Raw genomic sequence first — 17,973 nt, forward strand, 5'->3', positions numbered from 1 at the left:
ATGGAACAGCGGATTCCACCGCAGAACGTAGAGGCGGAACAAGCCGTCCTGGGGGCGATGCTCTTATCCCATGATGCCGTCATCGTCGCTATGGAAAAGCTCCAGTCCCAGGATTTTTACCGCGACGTCCATCGCATCATCTTCGAGGCCATGGAACACCTCCATCGGGAAAATAAAGAAATCGACGTCATCACCCTGCCGGACGAGTTGAAACGCATGAAGAAGCTCGACGATGTAGGCGGTCTCGAATACGTCCTGAACCTGCCGAACCTGGTCGGGTCAGCGGCCAATATCGAATATTACGCCAATATCGTCGCCGAGAAGGCCCTGGCGCGCAACCTCATTTCGACGTGTACCGAACTGATGACGGAAGCCTATGACGGCCAAAAGGAAACGGAAGCCCTCCTGGACGATGCCGAACGGCGCATTCTCCAGCTGTCGGATACAAAGAACCGCGGCGATTTCGCTTCCGTCGGCGCCGTCGTCGAAGTGACCCTGGACAAGATCACCAAGCTCTATGAAAATAAAGCGGGCCTCACCGGCCTGCCGACGGGATTCCGCGACCTGGACCGCATGACGTCAGGCCTGCAGCCGTCGGACCTGATCCTGGTCGCTGCCCGTCCGAGTATGGGCAAGACGGCCTTTACCCTGAACATCGCCCAGAACGTCGGCGTCCGTCAGCATAAGACGGTAGCCTTCTTTTCCCTGGAAATGTCCCAGGAACAGCTAGTCCAGCGACTGCTCTGCCAAATCGCCCATATCGACTCGCAGAAACTGCGCACAGGCCAGCTCAACAGCGATGAAGAGTGGACGCGCCTGACCGATGCCTGCGACAAGCTTTATGAGTCGCCCATTTACATCGACGATACGCCGGGCATCTCTGTCGCCGAAATGCGATCGAAAGCGCGGCGCCTCAAGTCGGAACACGGCCTGGACCTGATTATCGTCGACTACCTGCAGCTCATGCAGGGGCGCAATGCCGAAAGCCGCCAGCAGGAAATCTCCGAGATTTCCCGGTCCCTCAAGGCCCTGGCGCGGGAACTGAAAGTACCGCTCATCGCCTTGTCCCAGCTCAGCCGCAGTGTCGAAAGCCGGCAGGATAAACGGCCTATGCTCAGTGACCTCCGCGAATCGGGGGCCCTGGAACAGGATGCGGATATCGTTTCCTTCTTGTACCGCGAAGATTACTACGATAAGGAAACGGAGAACCAGCACATTACAGAAGTCATCCTGGCCAAACACCGCAACGGCCCTGTCGGGTCGGTCAAGCTCTACTTCAAGAACGAGTTCACGCTGTTCCTCAACCTGGACACGCAGCATGAAGGGTAGATAAAATTAATTTAAAAAAAGTGTAAAAAGCACTTGCATTATTCCGTGGGGTATAGTATACTAATCAAGTCAGCGGTTCTGACAGAGCCTTTTGAAACGGGGTTCTGCCTCGTCAGAAGAAATAAGAAAAGCTGATAAAAAAGTTCTTGACAGAACGTCAGTCCTTTGATATAATAGACTACGTTCCACGGAACAGTAAGCCAACGTAGCTCAATTGGTAGAGCAACTGACTTGTAATCAGTAGGTTGTAGGTTCAAGTCCTATCGTTGGCTCCAGTAAATGGTGGGGTTCCCGAGTGGCTAAAGGGAGCAGACTGTAAATCTGCCGGCGTTTGCCTTCGAAGGTTCGAATCCTTCCCCCACCACCAATCATCGCGGGGTGGAGCAGTTGGTAGCTCGTCGGGCTCATAACCCGAAGGTCGTAGGTTCAAGTCCTGCCCCCGCTACCAAATTTTTTTACTGTCAGGTAAAAAAAACTTCATAATTGGCTTTGACCAGTTCATAAGCTGTTGTAGCTCAGTCGGTAGAGCGTATCCTTGGTAAGGATAAGGTCACCGGTTCAATCCCGGTCAATAGCTCCACACATGGCGGCTTAGCTCAGTTGGCTAGAGCATGCGGTTCATACCCGCAGTGTCCAGAGTTCGAATCTCCGAGCCGCCACCACACTAATAACCTCGTGCATACGAGGTTATTTCTATATGCAAAAATATTTTTTGTTTAAATTTTCCTATTTTTTTAAGCAAAGAGTATGGATGTGTGATAGAATACAAGTGGGTAGCTGTTTTTTTCCTAAAGGAGGAAATGATTACAATGGCAAAAGAACATTATGAAAGAACAAAACCGCATGTTAATATCGGTACGATTGGTCACGTCGACCATGGCAAAACGACATTAACGGCTGCTATTACGAAAGTATTAGCAAAGAAGGGCTTTGCCAAGTTCGAAGATTACTCCGATATTGACAAGGCTCCGGAAGAACGTGAACGTGGTATTACGATCAACACGGCGCACGTCGAATATGAAACGGAAAAACGCCACTATGCACATGTTGACTGCCCGGGGCATGCTGACTATGTCAAGAACATGATCACTGGTGCAGCTCAGATGGATGGTGCTATCCTCGTTGTATCCGCAGCTGACGGCCCGATGCCGCAGACTCGTGAACACATCCTCCTGGCCCGCCAGGTCGGTGTACCGGCTATCGTCGTATACCTCAACAAAGCTGACCAGGTCGACGATCCGGAACTGATTGAACTCGTTGAAATGGAAGTCCGCGACCTCCTGACTGAATATGATTATCCTGGCGATGAAGTACCTATCATCGTAGGTTCTGCATTGAAAGCCCTCGAAGGCGATCCGGAAGCTGAAAAATCCATCCTCGACTTGATGGATGCTGTCGACAGCTACATCCCGACGCCGAAACGTCCGACGGACCAGCCGTTCCTGATGCCTGTCGAAGACGTATTCACCATCACCGGCCGTGGTACGGTTGCTACGGGCCGTGTCGAACGTGGTACGATCAAAGTCGGTGACGCTGTCGAAATCGTCGGCCTCGCTGATAAACCGAAAGATACCGTCGTTACGGGCGTTGAAATGTTCCGTAAGATCCTGGACCTCGCAGAAGCAGGCGACAACATCGGCGCACTGCTCCGTGGCATCGACCGCAAAGACGTCGAACGCGGCCAGGTCCTGGCTAAACCGGGCACGATTCATCCGCACACGAAATTCAAGGCTCAGGTCTATGTCCTGACCAAAGATGAAGGCGGCCGTCATACGCCGTTCTTCAACGGCTATCGTCCGCAGTTCTACTTCCGCACGACTGACGTAACGGGTGTCATCACCCTGCCGGAAGGCACAGAAATGTGCATGCCTGGCGATAACGTCAAGATGGAAGTCGAACTCATCACACCGATTGCTATCGAAGCAGGCCTGCGCTTCGCTATCCGTGAAGGCGGCCGTACCGTAGGTGCCGGTGTCGTATCCGAAATCGAAGGCTAAAAGATAGTTTAAAGTTTGTAGTGCCGAGTTTGTAGAAAGAGGTTAAATTTTTAGCCAATAACTGCAAACTAAAAACTACAAACTTGATACTTAAAAGAGGGGCTGTCGCACGAAGGTTTCTGCCATCATGCGAGGCCCCTTTCTCTTTATAGTTTGCAGTATGGAGTTTGTAGTCTGTAGAAATGGAATTTAAATTTTCTAATCACTAACTGCTAACCACTAGCAACTTAAAAGGGCTTGTTGCATGTGCAACAAGCCCTTTTTTTGCATACATTTATGCGCAAGGCTACAGGCCGTGAATTAGTTATCGCCTGTCTGCGCAATTGTAGGGGCTCGCACGTGGTGAGCCCGCTTCTAGTATAATGAGGGAATGACGGTAACTGTAACGTAAGGCATCCGTCGGAAGCCTCTCCTCATAGGAGAGGTAGCCCGAAGGGCCGGAGAGGTTAACCTCTCCGTCAGCTGCGCTGACAGCTCTCCTAGCAGGAGAGCCGGGCCGTCGGCCCCTACGAACCCCTAACCCCTAGCCACTAGCCACTACCCAAAATCCCGGGTATAATAGAACTACACACAAGAGGAGGGTGCGAAATATGAACATTGCTGAAAATACGGCCGATACAGCGCAGCAGGCGGCTAACGTCGTCCAGGCCGATGTCCAGAACCAGGTCACGCAGAGCGTCACGACGCTGGACCATTTAAAGGATTTTCTGCTTAACCACGGTCCCGATGTCATCTATGCCATCGTCATCTTCATCGTCGGCCGCTATGTGGCCCGGGCTTTCAAGAACCTGGCTGTCCGCATGATGACCCATGCCAATTACGACCATACGGTCATCACCTTTGTCAGCCAGCTGATTTATTATGCCATCATGGCCTTGGTCCTGTTGTCGGCCCTGAATAAGGCCGGTATCCCGACGAATTCCTTCCTGGCCGCGTTCGGCGCCTTTGGCCTGGCTGTCGGCCTGGCCTTGCAGAGCAATCTGTCGAATTTCGCTTCCGGCCTTTTGATCCTGATCTTCAAGCCTTTCAAAGCCGGAGATTGGATCGCCGTCGGCGGCGTAGAAGGCAGCGTCAAAGGGATTCAGATGATGAATACGGCTATTACGACGAAAGACAACAAGACGATTTTCATCCCCAATTCCAGTATCACCTCGTCCCAGGTGACCAACAGCTCTTACCAGCAGGAAAGGTACATTACTTTTTTCTTCGACATCGGTTACCAGAACGACCATCACAAGGCCATTGCCCTGCTGAAGCAGATATTCCGGGAAGACAGGCGGGTCCTCAATGCCGACACGATGGAAATCGGCATCCGCGAATTTGCCGAAAGCTCCGTGCGCATCGCCGCTTTTCCCAAGGTCGCCAAGGAAAATTATTACCCCGTCTATTACGACACTATGTCCAAGGTAAAGGATACCTTCGATGCCAACGGTATTGATATACCTTATCCGCAGCGCGTAATTTATATACAAAAAAATGAACAATAAAACGTTACTTTTTGAACATGTTTTTAGCTATTTCTTAGGAAATAGCTGATTTTTTTGTACCCTATCCATAGTATGTGAAAAAAAGAATAAAGACGGGAAATAAGAATATTCGCCAAAATCGAAAAATAATCTTGCGTTTTTCGTCTAACTAAGGCTTGAACTATACTTTAATAGCATTGTTAAGCTGTTGATTTATGCCCTTTTTCTATTATATAATAGTATCATGTTGTTCGGGAATTAATTATTTAATTATTAATAGTTTTTGGGCATATAATAAGTTCAAAAGTGAACAAAGAAAGAGGGTATTTGTATTATGGTATTTTTATTGGCATTGTCACCTATTTTGTGGCTCATCGTTTCTTTGGGCTTCCTGAAGATGCAGAGCTTCAAGGCATGTCCCATTGCCTTGATCATTTCTTTTGCCGTCGCCCTGGCCTGGTATCATATGCCGGGCATGGATGCCGCTACGGCAGCCCTGGAAGGCGTGGCCCTGGCATGCTGGCCTATTTTACTGGTCATCATCGCCGCTATCTTTACGTATAATCTGACCTTGTACACCAAGAGCATGGATATCGTCAAGCACATGCTGACGACGGTCAGCAAGGACCGCCGCGTCCTGGCCCTGCTCATCGGCTGGGGTTTCGGCGCCTTCATGGAAGGCATGGCCGGCTTCGGTACGGCTATCGCTATCCCGGCATCGATGCTGGTTGCCCTGGGTTTCGACCCCATCAAGGCTATCCTGATCTGCCTGGTTGCTAACTCCGTTCCGACGACGTATGGTTCCATCGGTATCCCGGCCAGCACCCTGGCTAACTTGACGGGCCTCGATCCGGTCCAGCTGTCGACGTATATCAGCTTGCAGCTCCTGCCGCTCAACATCCTTTGCCCGTTCATCATCGTCGCCATCGTCGGCGGCTCGCTGAAGGCCCTCAAAGGCGTTTTCATGGTTACCCTGCTCTCGGCCCTGGGCCTGGCTGTGCCGGAACTCATCGTCTCGGCCTTCGTCGGTCCGGAACTGGCTGTCATGGGGGCTTCTATCGTCATCATGGCCCTCATCGTCGTTTATTCCCATTTCCGTCCTATCGACGATCCGGAATATGCCATGGACATCAATCCGGCTCACGTACCGCTCCGCGGTGGTCTGCTGGCTTGCCTGCCCTTCATCTTGATTTTCGTCTTCTTATTGTTGACGTCGAAACTCGTTCCCTTCATCCATGCACCGCTCATGGCTATTAAATCGTCGGTCCTCATCTATACCGGTCAGGGCGGCGTACCTTATACCTTCATCTGGGTCAATACGCCGGGCATCCTCATCCTCCTGGCAGCCTTCATCAGTGGTAAGGCCCAGTCGGCCCGTTTTAGCGAAATGTTCTTCGTCTTGCTGAACACCATCAAAGGCCTGCGCAATACGATCATCACCATCATCGCCGTCATCGCTACAGCTAAAGTCATGGGCTACAGCGGCATGACGTCAGATATCGCCCGCACGGCTGTCGAAGCGACGGGCATGATGTATCCGGCCATTGCACCGCTCATCGGCTCTGTCGGCACGTTCATCACCGGTTCCGGTACGTCCAGTAACGTCCTCTTCGGCAACCTCCAGACCGATGCCGCTGCCGCCATCAACGCCAATAAAGCCTGGCTGGCTGCTGCCAACGCGGCCGGTACCTGCGCAGGCAAGATGATTTCGCCGCAGAGTATCGCCATCGCCGTCGGGGCCATCTCCCTGACCGGCAAGGATAACGAAATCCTTCAGGCAATCATGAAAGTCTATGTACCATATATCATCCTCTTAGGGGCCATCGTCTACTTCGGACAGGTCCTGGTAGGGTAGGGAAAAAGGGACTGTCGCACATGCGACAGTCCCTTTTTCTGTAGGGGCTTGCACGTGGCAAGCCCGCCTGAAATGTGATGTAGACGTTATACATGACAAATGATATGCGTGAAAACGTTCAATATACTCCAATCTATTATGTCTATACAATCATGATAGGCCTGTCTTAGAATATGAGTGATTATTCATTTTAGGGAGAGCGCCACCAAATATCCAACGGGTCGCCCACGTGGCGACCCCTACAGCGCAAAAAAAGGCTGCCGTATAAAGCCATCTGGGCTTCGTGCGGCAGCTTTTTTAGATGATTCAGGCGAACCACTAGCCACGAACCCCTAACCACTAATCCCTAGCCCCTAAACTTCCTATTACGAACTATTCTAGAAGGAAAGAATAAGTACCGTTTTTCACATACTATAACGAATTATCATGCTTGGTTTTTAACAGTACCTTTTGGTCATGGCTGTTTTACAGGGGTTTCCGACTTTTTAATATATAATATCGATTAAACTAAAAATCATACGTGATGAATTAATCTATTTATGTCAATATATAAGCCATTTTATTGCCGTAATTCGCTTGGAATTAGTTGTTCGATAAATAATTATAAATATCAAAATTTATAATTCTAAAGTGGAATAGATTTGTAGATTTTCTATTCCTTGTGACTAATTTGTCCCGATTTATTCATTGACGTTATGGGTTTTCCATGATATCATTCTAGTCAGTAATTCACCTTTGGAAAATTTTCACAAAGGCGTACGACAGTAGCGACGACAGCGTCGGTACACTCTACATAGCAGGAGGAAGTTACGGTAATGAGAAAAGTAGAAATCATTACAGCTGAACAAGCAGCTCAGCTCGTAAAAGACAACGACACGATTACGTCTATTGGTTTTGTCAGCAGTGCCCATCCGGAAGCCCTGACCAAAGCCTTGGAAAAACGGTTCTTGGATACGAACACGCCGCAGAACCTGACTTACATCTACGCAGGTTCCCAGGGTAAACGCGATGGCCGTGCTGCAGAACACCTGGCACACACAGGTCTTTTGAAACGCGCCATCATCGGTCACTGGCAGACAGTACCGGCTATCGGTAAACTGGCTGTTGAAAACAAAATCGAAGCATACAACTTCTCGCAGGGCACGCTGGTTCATTGGTTCCGCGCTTTGGCAGGCCACAAACTCGGCGTCTTCACAGATATCGGTTTGGAAACTTTCCTCGATCCCCGTCAGCTCGGCGGCAAGCTCAATGACGTAACCAAAGAAGACTTGGTCAAATTGATCGAAGTCGACGGTCACGAACAGCTTTTCTATCCGACCTTCCCGGTCAACGTAGCTTTCCTCCGCGGCACTTATGCCGATGAATCGGGCAACATCACCATGGATGAAGAAATCGGGCCTTTCGAAAGCACTTCCGTCGCCCAGGCCGTTCACAACTGTGGCGGTAAAGTCGTCGTCCAGGTCAAAGACGTCGTCGCTCACGGCAGCCTCGACCCGCGCATGGTTAAGATCCCTGGCATCTATGTCGACTACGTCGTCGTAGCAGCTCCGGAAGACCATCAGCAGACGTATGACTGCGAATACGATCCGTCCCTCAGCGGCGAACATCGTGCTCCCGAAGGCGCTGCCGACGCAGCTCTCCCCATGAGTGCTAAGAAAATCATCGGCCGCCGCGGCGCTTTGGAACTGACCGAAAACGCTGTCGTCAACCTCGGCGTCGGTGCTCCGGAATACGTTGCTTCCGTTGCCGGTGAAGAAGGTATCGCCGATACCATTACCCTGACCGTCGAAGGCGGCGCTATCGGTGGTGTACCCCAGGGCGGTGCCCGCTTCGGTTCGTCCCGCAATGCCGATGCCATCATCGACCACACCTATCAGTTCGACTTCTACGATGGCGGCGGTCTGGACATCGCTTACCTCGGCCTGGCCCAGTGCGATGGCTCGGGCAACATCAACGTCAGCAAGTTCGGTACTAACGTTGCCGGCTGTGGCGGTTTCCCGAACATTTCCCAGCAGACACCGAATGTTTACTTCTGCGGCACCTTCACGGCTGGCGGCTTGAAAATCGCTGTCGAAGACGGCAAAGTCAAGATCCTCCAGGAAGGCAAAGCCAAGAAGTTCATCAAAGCTGTCGACCAGATCACTTTCAACGGTTCTTATGCAGCCCGCAACGGCAAACACGTTCTCTACATCACGGAACGCTGCGTATTTGAACTGACCAAAGAAGGCTTGAAACTCATCGAAGTCGCACCGGGCATCGATATTGAAAAAGATATCCTCGCTCACATGGACTTCAAGCCGATCATTGATAATCCGAAACTCATGGATGCCCGCCTCTTCCAGGACGGCCCGATGGGGTTGAAAAAATGAAACCTATGCGACTCCACCACGTAGGCATTGTCCTGCCGACCTTAGAAAAAGCCCATGAATTCATGCAGAATAATGGACTTGAAATCGACTATGCCGGCTATGTCGATGCTTACCAGGCTGATCTCATTTTCACTAAGTTTGGTGAATTTGCCAGCCCGATTGAAATGATTATCCCGCACTCCGGTGTGCTTACCCAATTCAATGGTGGCCGCGGCGGCATTGCCCACATCGCCTTCGAAGTGGACGATGTCGAAGCTGTCCGCCAGGAAATGGAAGCAGATTGTCCGGGATGCATGTTAGAAAAGAAAGCTGTCCAGGGTACGGACGACATTATCGTCAACTTCCGCCGCCCGACAACCAACCAGGGTATCCTCGTTGAATATGTTCAGACGACAGCACCTATCACCGGCCGCGGCGAAAATCCTTTCGTTAAGAATCTCGGCCCGGAAAAAGGGAAGTTCAACGAAACATGGCATCCCATGCGCCTGCACCATATCGGCATCGTCTTGCCGACCTTGGAAAAGGCCCATGAATTCATCAAGACCAATGGTCTGGAAGTGGATTATTCCGGTTTCGTCGACGCCTACCATGCGGATCTCATTTTCACTAAAAAAGGTGAAAACAGTACGCCTATCGAATTCATTATTCCCCGTGAAGGGGTCCTCAAAGATTTCAATCATGGCAGGGGAGGTATCGCTCATATCGCCTTTGAAGTGGATGATGTCGAAAAGGTACGTCAGATTATGGAAAGCCAGAAGCCTGGTTGCATGCTCGAAAAGAAAGCCGTCCGGGGAACGGACGATATCATCGTCAACTTCCGCCGTCCCAGCACGGACGCCGGCATCCTCGTCGAATATGTCCAGACCGTAGCTCCCATCAATCGCAGCAATCCCAACCCTTTTAATGATTGATTTTTTATAAAGAAAGGTGAAAACTGTGTATACTCTCGGAATCGACGTTGGTTCTTCTTCTTCCAAGGCAGTCATCCTGGAAGATGGCAAGAAGATCGTCGCCCATGCCGTCGTTGAAATCGGCACCGGTTCGACCGGTCCGGAACGCGTTTTGGACGAAGTCTTCAAAGATACCAACTTAAAAATTGAAGACATGGCGAACATCATCGCCACAGGCTATGGCCGTTTCAATGTCGACTGCGCCAAAGGCGAAGTCAGCGAAATCACGTGCCATGCCAAAGGGGCCCTCTTTGAATGCCCCGGTACGACGACCATCCTCGATATCGGCGGTCAGGACGTCAAGTCCATCAAATTGAATGGCCAGGGCCTGGTCATGCAGTTTGCCATGAACGACAAATGCGCCGCTGGTACGGGCCGTTTCCTCGACGTCATGTCGAAGGTACTGGAAATCCCCATGTCTGAAATGGGGGACTGGTACTTCAAATCGAAGCATCCCGCTGCCGTCAGCAGTACCTGCACGGTTTTTGCTGAATCGGAAGTCATTTCCCTTCTTTCCAAGAATGTCCCGAAAGAAGATATCGTAGCCGGTGTCCATCAGTCCATCGCCGCCAAAGCCTGCGCTCTCGTGCGCCGCGTCGGTGTCGGTGAAGACCTGACCATGACCGGCGGTGGCTCCCGCGATCCCGGCGTCGTCGATGCCGTATCGAAAGAATTAGGTATTCCTGTCAGAGTCGCTCTGCATCCCCAAGCGGTGGGTGCTCTCGGAGCTGCTTTGATTGCTTATGATAAAATCAAGAAATAAGTCAAAGGAGAGAACAAAATCATGAGTGAAGAAAAAACAGTAGATATTGAAAGCATGAGCTCCAAGGAAGCCCTTGGTTACTTCTTGCCGAAAGTCGATGAAGACGCACGTAAAGCGAAAAAAGAAGGCCGCCTCGTTTGCTGGTCCGCTTCTGTCGCTCCTCCGGAATTCTGCACGGCTATGGACATCGCCATCGTCTATCCGGAAACTCACGCAGCTGGTATCGGTGCCCGTCACGGTGCTCCGGCCATGCTCGAAGTTGCTGAAAACAAAGGTTACAACCAGGACATCTGTTCCTACTGCCGCGTCAACATGGGCTACATGGAACTCCTCAAACAGCAGGCTCTGACAGGCGAAACGCCGGAAGTCCTCAAAAACTCCCCGGCTTCTCCGATTCCCCTTCCGGATGTTGTCCTCACTTGCAACAACATCTGCAATACCTTGCTCAAATGGTATGAAAACTTGGCTAAAGAATTGAACGTACCTCTCATCAACATCGACGTACCGTTCAACCATGAATTCCCTGTTACGAAACACGCTAAACAGTACATCGTCGGCGAATTCAAACACGCTATCAAACAGCTCGAAGACCTCTGCGGCCGTCCCTTCGACTATGACAAATTCTTCGAAGTACAGAAACAGACACAGCGCTCCATCGCTGCCTGGAACAAAATCGCTACGTACTTCCAGTACAAACCGTCGCCGCTCAACGGCTTCGACCTCTTCAACTACATGGGCCTCGCCGTTGCTGCCCGCTCCTTGAACTACTCGGAAATCACGTTCAACAAATTCCTCAAAGAATTGGACGAAAAAGTAGCTAATAAGAAATGGGCTTTCGGTGAAAACGAAAAATCCCGTGTTACCTGGGAAGGTATCGCTGTCTGGATCGCTCTCGGCCACACCTTCAAAGAACTCAAAGGTCAGGGCGCTCTCATGACTGGTTCCGCTTATCCTGGCATGTGGGACGTTTCCTACGAACCGGGCGACCTCGAATCCATGGCAGAAGCTTATTCCCGTACATATATCAACTGCTGCCTCGAACAGCGCGGCGCTGTTCTTGAAAAAGTTGTCCGCGACGGCAAATGCGACGGCTTGATCATGCATCAGAACCGTTCCTGCAAGAACATGAGCCTCCTCAACAACGAAGGTGGCCAGCGCGTCCAGAAGAACCTCGGCGTACCGTATGTCATTTTCGACGGCGACCAGACCGATGCTCGTAACTTCTCGGAAGCACAGTTCGATACCCGCGTAGAAGCTTTGGCAGAAATGATGGCAGACAAAAAAGCCAATGAAGGAGGAAACCACTAATGAGTCAGATCGACGAACTTATCAGCAAATTACAGGAAGTATCCAACCATCCCCAGAAGACGGTTTTGAATTATAAAAAACAGGGCAAAGGCCTCGTAGGCATGATGCCTTACTACGCTCCGGAAGAAATCGTATACGCTGCAGGCTATCTCCCGGTAGGCATGTTCGGCTCCCAGAACCCGCAGATCTCCGCAGCTCGTACATACCTTCCTCCGTTCGCTTGTTCCTTGATGCAGGCTGACATGGAACTCCAGCTCAACGGCACGTATGACTGCCTCGACGCTGTCATCTTCTCCGTTCCCTGCGATACCCTCCGCTGCATGAGCCAGAAATGGCACGGCAAAGCTCCGGTCATCGTCTTCACACAGCCCCAGAACCGTAAGATCCGCCCGGCTGTCGACTTCCTCAAAGCTGAATACGAACATGTCCGCACTGAATTGGAACGTATCCTCAACGTAAAAATCTCCGACCTGGCTATCCAGGAAGCTATCAAAGTATACAACGAAAACCGTCAGGTTATGCGTGAATTCTGCGACGTAGCTGCTCAGTACCCGCAGATCTTCACTCCGGTCAAACGCCATGACGTCATCAAAGCCCGCTGGTTCATGGACAAAGCTGAACACACCGCTTTGGTCCGCGAACTTATCGACGCTGTCAAGAAAGAACCGGTACAGCCGTGGAATGGCAAAAAAGTCATCCTCTCCGGTATCATGGCAGAACCGGATGAATTCCTCGACATCTTCAGCGAATTCAACATCGCTGTCGTCGCTGACGACCTCGCTCAGGAATCCCGCCAGTTCCGTACAGACGTACCGTCCGGCATCGATCCCCTCGAACAGCTCGCTCAGCAGTGGCAGGACTTCGATGGCTGCCCGCTCGCTTTGAACGAAGACAAACCGCGTGGCCAGATGCTCATCGACATGACCAAGAAATACAATGCTGACGCTGTCGTCATCTGCATGATGCGCTTCTGCGATCCGGAAGAATTCGACTATCCGATTTACAAACCGGAATTCGAAGCAGCCGGTGTCCGTTACACCGTCCTCGACCTCGACATCGAATCTCCGTCGCTCGAACAGCTCCGCACCCGTATCCAGGCTTTCTCGGAAATTCTCTAAGAATCGCCTGATCCATCAGCCATCTGGGCGGGACTCCGAAAGGTGCCTGCTACAGGATAAATTGCCTGCTCCGGCAGACAGTATGGCAGCTTGCAGCCCGCGTTGTGCGGGCTGTGGGCTGTTCATGACGCTTTAAAGACGGCTCTGCCGTTTTTAAATAAAAACCATATATACAATCTTTTAGGAGGAAACTCAATCATGGAATTCAAACTTTCTGAATTACAGCAAGATATCGCAAATCTCGCAAAAGATTTTGCAGAAAAAAAATTAGCTCCCACTGTCAAAGATCGCGACGAAAAAGAAGTCTTTGACCGCGCTATCCTCGACGAAATGGGTACTCTCGGCCTTCTCGGTATTCCTTGGGAAGAAGAAAACGGCGGCGTAGGTGCTGACTTCCTCAGCCTCGCAGTTGCTTGCGAAGAAGTAGCTAAAGTTGACCCCTCCATCGCACTCAGCTTTGAAGTACACACTATGCTCTGCTCCTGGCCGATCTGGAAATTTGGCACAGCTGAACAGAAAGCTAAATTCCTCAAACCCCTCGCAGAAGGCACAAAACTCGGCGCTTTCGGCCTCACCGAACCGAATGCTGGTACCGACGCTTTGAACGGCTCCACAGTCGCTACGAAAAACGAAGATGGCAGCTACACCTTGAACGGCTCCAAAGTCTTCAACACCAACGGCGGCGAAGCTGACGTTACTGTCGTATTCGCTTCCACGGACAAATCCAAAGGCGCTAAAGGCATGAGCGCTTTCATCCTCGAAAAAGGCATGGAAGGCTTTACCTATGGCAAAAAAGAAGTTAAAATGGGTATCCGCGCTTCCGTACAGCGTGAACTCGTATTCCAGAACGTAAAAGTTCCGGCTGAAAACCTCCTCGGCAAAGAAGGCGAAGGCTTCAAGATCGCTATGATGACCCTCGACGGCGGCCGTGTTGGCGTTGGCGCACAGGCTCTCGGCATTGCTGAAGGTGCTTACAATGCAGCTGTTCAGTATGCTAAAGAACGTACACAGTTCGGCAAACCGATCGCTAAATTCCAGGCTATCAGCTTCATGCTCGCTGACATGAAACTCAAAATCGAAACGGCTCGCCTCGCTGTCTACAAAGCAGCTTGGAAAATGGCTCAGCCTGACGTTAAATCCTACTCCGTAGATGCAGCTATCGCTAAGAAATATGCTTCTGACGTAGCTATGCAGGTCACCACCGATGCTGTCCAGGTATTCGGCGGCTATGGCTTCACTCGCGAATATCCGGTTGAACGCTACATGCGCGATGCTAAGATCACTCAGATCTACGAAGGCACCAACCAGGTACAGCAGATGGTTATCTCTGGCGCCATCCTCAGATAGTCAAAGAGTTTCCTAACAGAACTCTCCTCCTTTTGAAACACGTATAGAAATAGTATAAAACAGTATGAGATAAAACCGCTTACAAAGAGAGGCTGTCGCCGATGCGACAGCCTCTCTTTTTCGTATTTGTAATTTGCAGTTTGTAGTGGCTCCCCTGAGAAGGGGAGCTGGCCGCTCCAGGCGGTCTGAGGGGTCTTGCTACAGTAATGCGTAAGCCAGCCCCTAACCACTAGCCACGAGCCACTAACCACTTAACGGGGCTTTACACTGCGGCCTGCGGCGCCCGTATGGGCGCCCCTACACCAACGCCCGGTAACATTTCTCCGACATGGGCACGGGCACGCCGTACTGGCGGGCCAGGCGGATGAGGGCGCCGCTGAAGGTATCCAGTTCGCTCTGGTGGCCGGCGGCGATGTCCCGCTCGAGGGAGCTCGTGGCATCCATGTCGTCGCTGCCTAAGATGCGGTCGTACTGGTCGTCGACGATGTCGTCGGGCAGGGGGACGCCGGCGGCCTTGCCGACGTCATAGGCTTCCTGCAGGAGAGCCCGGAATTCTTCCCTGCCATGGAGCTGGGAGAGGGCGCCGCCGATGGATGTCCGATAGTACGCCGTCAGGACGTTATAAGCGCAGTTGAGGATGAATTTGCGCCAGATTTCGACGGTGATGTTCTCGGCGATGCAGCAGGTCAGGCCTGGATGGTTGAGGATGCCGTAGACTTTCTTCGTCGCATCGGCGTCGTCCGAGCCGATGTAAATACGGGCAAAGCGCCCTTCCTGGCGGATGGAGTAGTCTTCTTTATAAGATGACGTGATGTAGATGGCCGAATCGACGATTTTTCCGCGCTTCATGAGGGCCGCTGCCGTATCGTGATAGGTGAAGCCGTTGAGGACAGGGACGACGATCGTATCGTCGCCGATGCAGGGCAGGACCGCCGTCAGAGCCGCTTCCAGGGAATAATTCTTGACGCAGACGAAGATGACGTCCTGGATGCCTGCCGAGGCGGGATCGTCCGTGACGGCCGGATGGGCCGTGTGGTCGCCGAAGAAGTCACTGTGGACGACGAGGCCCTTTGTCTGGAGCGATTCTTTGCGCTTCCGCCGGGCAATGAGTGTTACGTCATCATAATTGGCACAGAGGACGGACGCGATATATCCCCCGACGCCGCCGATGCCGGTAATCATGATTTTCATAGTATCAACCCCTCTTTCGATAATAAAGTACACCTTATTATCGCACAGGGCTGGATAAACGGCAAATAGGGGAGGGTATGCCTAAAAAGTATGTGTAGATAACATATGAACGCTTGAACATATTTAACTTTAATGGTATCATGAAGGCGAATAAAAAGTGAGTCCCTGAAGGAGGCATATCTATGGCAGAAGAATTTTTGAAAGACCAGGGCTGTTCCTGCTGCAACGGCCATCACGACGAAGACGAAGCCGTCAAAATGGATGCTGTCGGCACTTGCGGCTGCTGCGGTGACGACGATGATGACGAAGAAGAAAGTCCCTTGTGGACCCTCGTCGCCGGGACGGTGCTCTTTTTAGTCACCTACCTGGCCGGCATCATTCCCGATGATTTTTCCCTTCCCGCCTATATCATCGCCTATCTGCTCTTAGGCTACGGCGTTCTGCGGGAAGCTGGAGAAAACATCATGAAGCGCCAGCCTTTCGATGAAAATTTTCTCATGGCCGTGGCTACCATCGGCGCCTTTGCCATCGGTGACTATCCAGAAGCCGTCGCCGTCATGCTCTTCAGCCGCATCGGCGAAGCCATGGAAGACCGGGCCGTCAACCGCAGCCGCAAGCAGGTGGCCGCCGCCATCGATATGCGCCCGGAAGTCGTCCATCGCGTAACGGCCGATGGCTCGACGGTCACCATCCCGGCCAAGGACGCTGCTGCCGGTGATGTCGTCGTCGTCCGCGTCGGTGACCGCATCCCCTTGGACGGTGTCGTCATGGCCGGCGAAAGCCTCATCGATACGTCGGCCCTGACAGGGGAACCGGTTCCGGTCATCTGCCGGGAAGGCTCGGAAGTCCTGTCGGGCAGCATCAATACGTCTGGCGTCCTCCACGTCAAAGTGACCAAGCCCCTGGCAGAATCGATGGTCACGAAGATTTTGGAATCCGTCGAACGGGCAGCGGCGCGCAAGCCGAAAATCGACCGTTTCATTACGCGCTTTTCCCGCATCTATACACCGGCTGTCGTCGCCATCGCCGCGGCTACGGCCATCATCCCGTCCCTGGTGACCGGTCAGTGGCACTACTGGATTTATACGGCTTTGACTTTCCTGGTCATCAGCTGCCCCTGCGCCCTGGTCCTCAGCGTACCCCTGAGCTTCTTCGCCGGTATCGGTGCGGCGTCGAAACAGGGCATCCTCTTCAAGGGCGGTATTGCCATGGAACAGATGAAGCACATCGGCGCCGTCGTCTTCGATAAGACCGGTACCATTACCAAAGGTAACTTCGTCGTCCACCAGGTCGTTCCGGCCGATAACCGCAGTGCCGATGACGTCCTCTGCCTCTGCGCGTCGGCAGAACAGGCGTCGAACCATCCCATTGCCCGCAGTGTCGTCGCCCAGGCCTGTGAACAGGGCCTGAGCCTGACCGAGCCGTCGGAAATGGAAGAAATCGCCGGGCAGGGCCTGAAAGCCCAGGTCGGCAGCCATAGCGTCCTCTGCGGCAACCGCCAGCTCATGGATACCCGCCACATCGTCCTGCCGGCCATGGACGACGTCGAGTACGGCTCGGAACTGTACGTCGCCATCGATGGGGCCTATGCCGGCCGCTTGGTCATTTCGGACACCATCAAAGAAGACGCTGTCGACGCCGTCAAGGCTATTTCCCGCATGGGCATCACGACGGCCATGCTTACCGGTGATTCTCAGAAAGCCGCAGATTACATCGCCTCTAAGACGGGCATCGACGACGTCCGGGCCAAGCTGCTGCCGCAGGATAAAGTCAATCAGATGGATGCCCTGCGTAAGCAATACGGGCCGGTCCTCTTCGTCGGCGACGGCATCAACGATGCACCTGTCCTGGCCGGTGCCGATGTCGGCGCTGCTATGGGCAGTGGTGCCGATGCAGCCGTCGAAGCGGCTGACGTCGTCTTCATGCAGTCCCGGGTCAGCGCCGTACCGGCAGCACTCCACCTGTCCCGGGAAACCATGAAGATTGCCATGGAAAACGTCGTCTTTGCCTTAGGCGTCAAAGGCGTCGTCATGATTGCCGGGTTTGCCGGTTATGCTTCCATGTGGGCTGCCGTCTTTGCCGATTCCGGCGTCGCCGCCCTTTGTGTCCTCAATTCGGTACGCATGCTTTACAAAAAATAAAGTCTTTCTGGAAAATTGGTAATAAAAACGTTTAACTAAATTGAAAATATAACGTTTAACGAAAGAAAATTTAAAAATATTAACAAAAGTCCTTGACAACCAGCCTCTTTTCAGGGATAATAGGCACATCACACAAACA

The 17,973-nt window shown here is 52.2% G+C and carries 12 protein-coding genes and 5 tRNA genes; 16 read left to right on the forward strand and 1 reads right to left on the reverse strand.

Annotated features, from left to right (window positions below):
* The 15 genes from dnaB to WMO23_RS01125 all read left to right on the forward strand — a co-directional run bounded on the left by dnaB (nt 1) and on the right by WMO23_RS01125 (nt 14,502).
* Nucleotides 1-1,329 (forward strand): replicative DNA helicase, encoded by a 1,329-nt coding sequence (gene dnaB / locus WMO23_RS01055; RefSeq protein ID WP_349173049.1) that lies wholly within the window; start codon nt 1-3, stop codon nt 1,327-1,329.
* A gap of 199 nt (nt 1,330-1,528) precedes the next feature.
* A tRNA-Thr gene (locus WMO23_RS01060) sits at nt 1,529-1,604 on the forward strand.
* 6 nt (nt 1,605-1,610) lie between these two features.
* Nucleotides 1,611-1,696: transfer RNA gene (locus WMO23_RS01065), tRNA-Tyr, on the forward strand.
* 5 nt (nt 1,697-1,701) lie between these two features.
* Nucleotides 1,702-1,777, forward strand: a tRNA-Met gene (locus WMO23_RS01070).
* 56 nt (nt 1,778-1,833) lie between these two features.
* Nucleotides 1,834-1,909 (forward strand) — tRNA-Thr (locus tag WMO23_RS01075).
* A 5-nt stretch (nt 1,910-1,914) separates the two neighbouring features.
* Nucleotides 1,915-1,991, forward strand: a tRNA-Met gene (locus tag WMO23_RS01080).
* 147 nt (nt 1,992-2,138) lie between these two features.
* On the forward strand, nt 2,139-3,326 hold the full coding sequence (tuf, locus tag WMO23_RS01085; RefSeq protein WP_020311652.1) for an elongation factor Tu: 1,188 nt from the start codon (nt 2,139-2,141) through the stop codon (nt 3,324-3,326).
* A gap of 590 nt (nt 3,327-3,916) precedes the next feature.
* Nucleotides 3,917-4,813, forward strand: coding sequence for a mechanosensitive ion channel family protein (locus WMO23_RS01090; RefSeq protein WP_020311651.1), 897 nt, complete (start codon nt 3,917-3,919; stop codon nt 4,811-4,813).
* 313 nt (nt 4,814-5,126) lie between these two features.
* On the forward strand, nt 5,127-6,647 hold the full coding sequence (locus WMO23_RS01095) for an L-lactate permease (RefSeq protein ID WP_292298405.1): 1,521 nt from the start codon (nt 5,127-5,129) through the stop codon (nt 6,645-6,647).
* Nucleotides 6,648-7,462: 815 nt separating this feature from the next.
* Nucleotides 7,463-9,016: a propanoyl-CoA transferase Pct gene (gene pct, locus WMO23_RS01100; RefSeq protein ID WP_020311649.1), complete on the forward strand. Its 1,554-nt coding sequence runs from the start codon at nt 7,463-7,465 to the stop codon at nt 9,014-9,016.
* A complete protein-coding gene (locus tag WMO23_RS01105) occupies nt 9,013-9,927 on the forward strand; it encodes a VOC family protein (RefSeq protein WP_349173052.1) in 915 nt (304 codons plus the stop codon). The genes pct and WMO23_RS01105 overlap by 4 nt, the downstream gene beginning before the upstream one ends.
* A 25-nt stretch (nt 9,928-9,952) precedes the next feature.
* On the forward strand, nt 9,953-10,729 hold the full coding sequence (locus WMO23_RS01110; RefSeq protein ID WP_014015707.1) for an acyl-CoA dehydratase activase: 777 nt from the start codon (nt 9,953-9,955) through the stop codon (nt 10,727-10,729).
* A gap of 21 nt (nt 10,730-10,750) precedes the next feature.
* A complete protein-coding gene (locus WMO23_RS01115) occupies nt 10,751-12,037 on the forward strand; it encodes a 2-hydroxyacyl-CoA dehydratase subunit D (RefSeq protein WP_020311648.1) in 1,287 nt (428 codons plus the stop codon).
* The gene (locus tag WMO23_RS01120) at nt 12,037-13,155 is read left to right on the forward strand and encodes a 2-hydroxyacyl-CoA dehydratase subunit D (protein WP_014015709.1); all 1,119 of its coding nucleotides are present in this window, start codon (nt 12,037-12,039) and stop codon (nt 13,153-13,155) included. The genes WMO23_RS01115 and WMO23_RS01120 overlap by 1 nt, the downstream gene beginning before the upstream one ends.
* Before the next feature lie 198 nt (nt 13,156-13,353).
* The gene (locus tag WMO23_RS01125) at nt 13,354-14,502 is read left to right on the forward strand and encodes an acyl-CoA dehydrogenase (protein WP_020311647.1); all 1,149 of its coding nucleotides are present in this window, start codon (nt 13,354-13,356) and stop codon (nt 14,500-14,502) included.
* Between the two features lie 297 nt (nt 14,503-14,799).
* Here the strand turns inward: WMO23_RS01125 and WMO23_RS01130 are convergent, their stop codons facing one another.
* Nucleotides 14,800-15,693, reverse strand: coding sequence for a ketopantoate reductase family protein (locus WMO23_RS01130; protein WP_292107251.1), 894 nt, complete (start codon nt 15,691-15,693; stop codon nt 14,800-14,802).
* Between the two features lie 182 nt (nt 15,694-15,875).
* Between WMO23_RS01130 and WMO23_RS01135 the strand changes: the two genes are divergently transcribed.
* Nucleotides 15,876-17,834: a heavy metal translocating P-type ATPase gene (locus tag WMO23_RS01135; protein ID WP_020311852.1), complete on the forward strand. Its 1,959-nt coding sequence runs from the start codon at nt 15,876-15,878 to the stop codon at nt 17,832-17,834.
* Nucleotides 17,835-17,973: the final 139 nt, after the last annotated feature.

The sequence above is a fragment of the Megasphaera intestinihominis genome (assembly GCF_040096415.1).
GTDB lineage: Bacteria > Bacillota > Negativicutes > Veillonellales > Megasphaeraceae > Megasphaera > Megasphaera intestinihominis.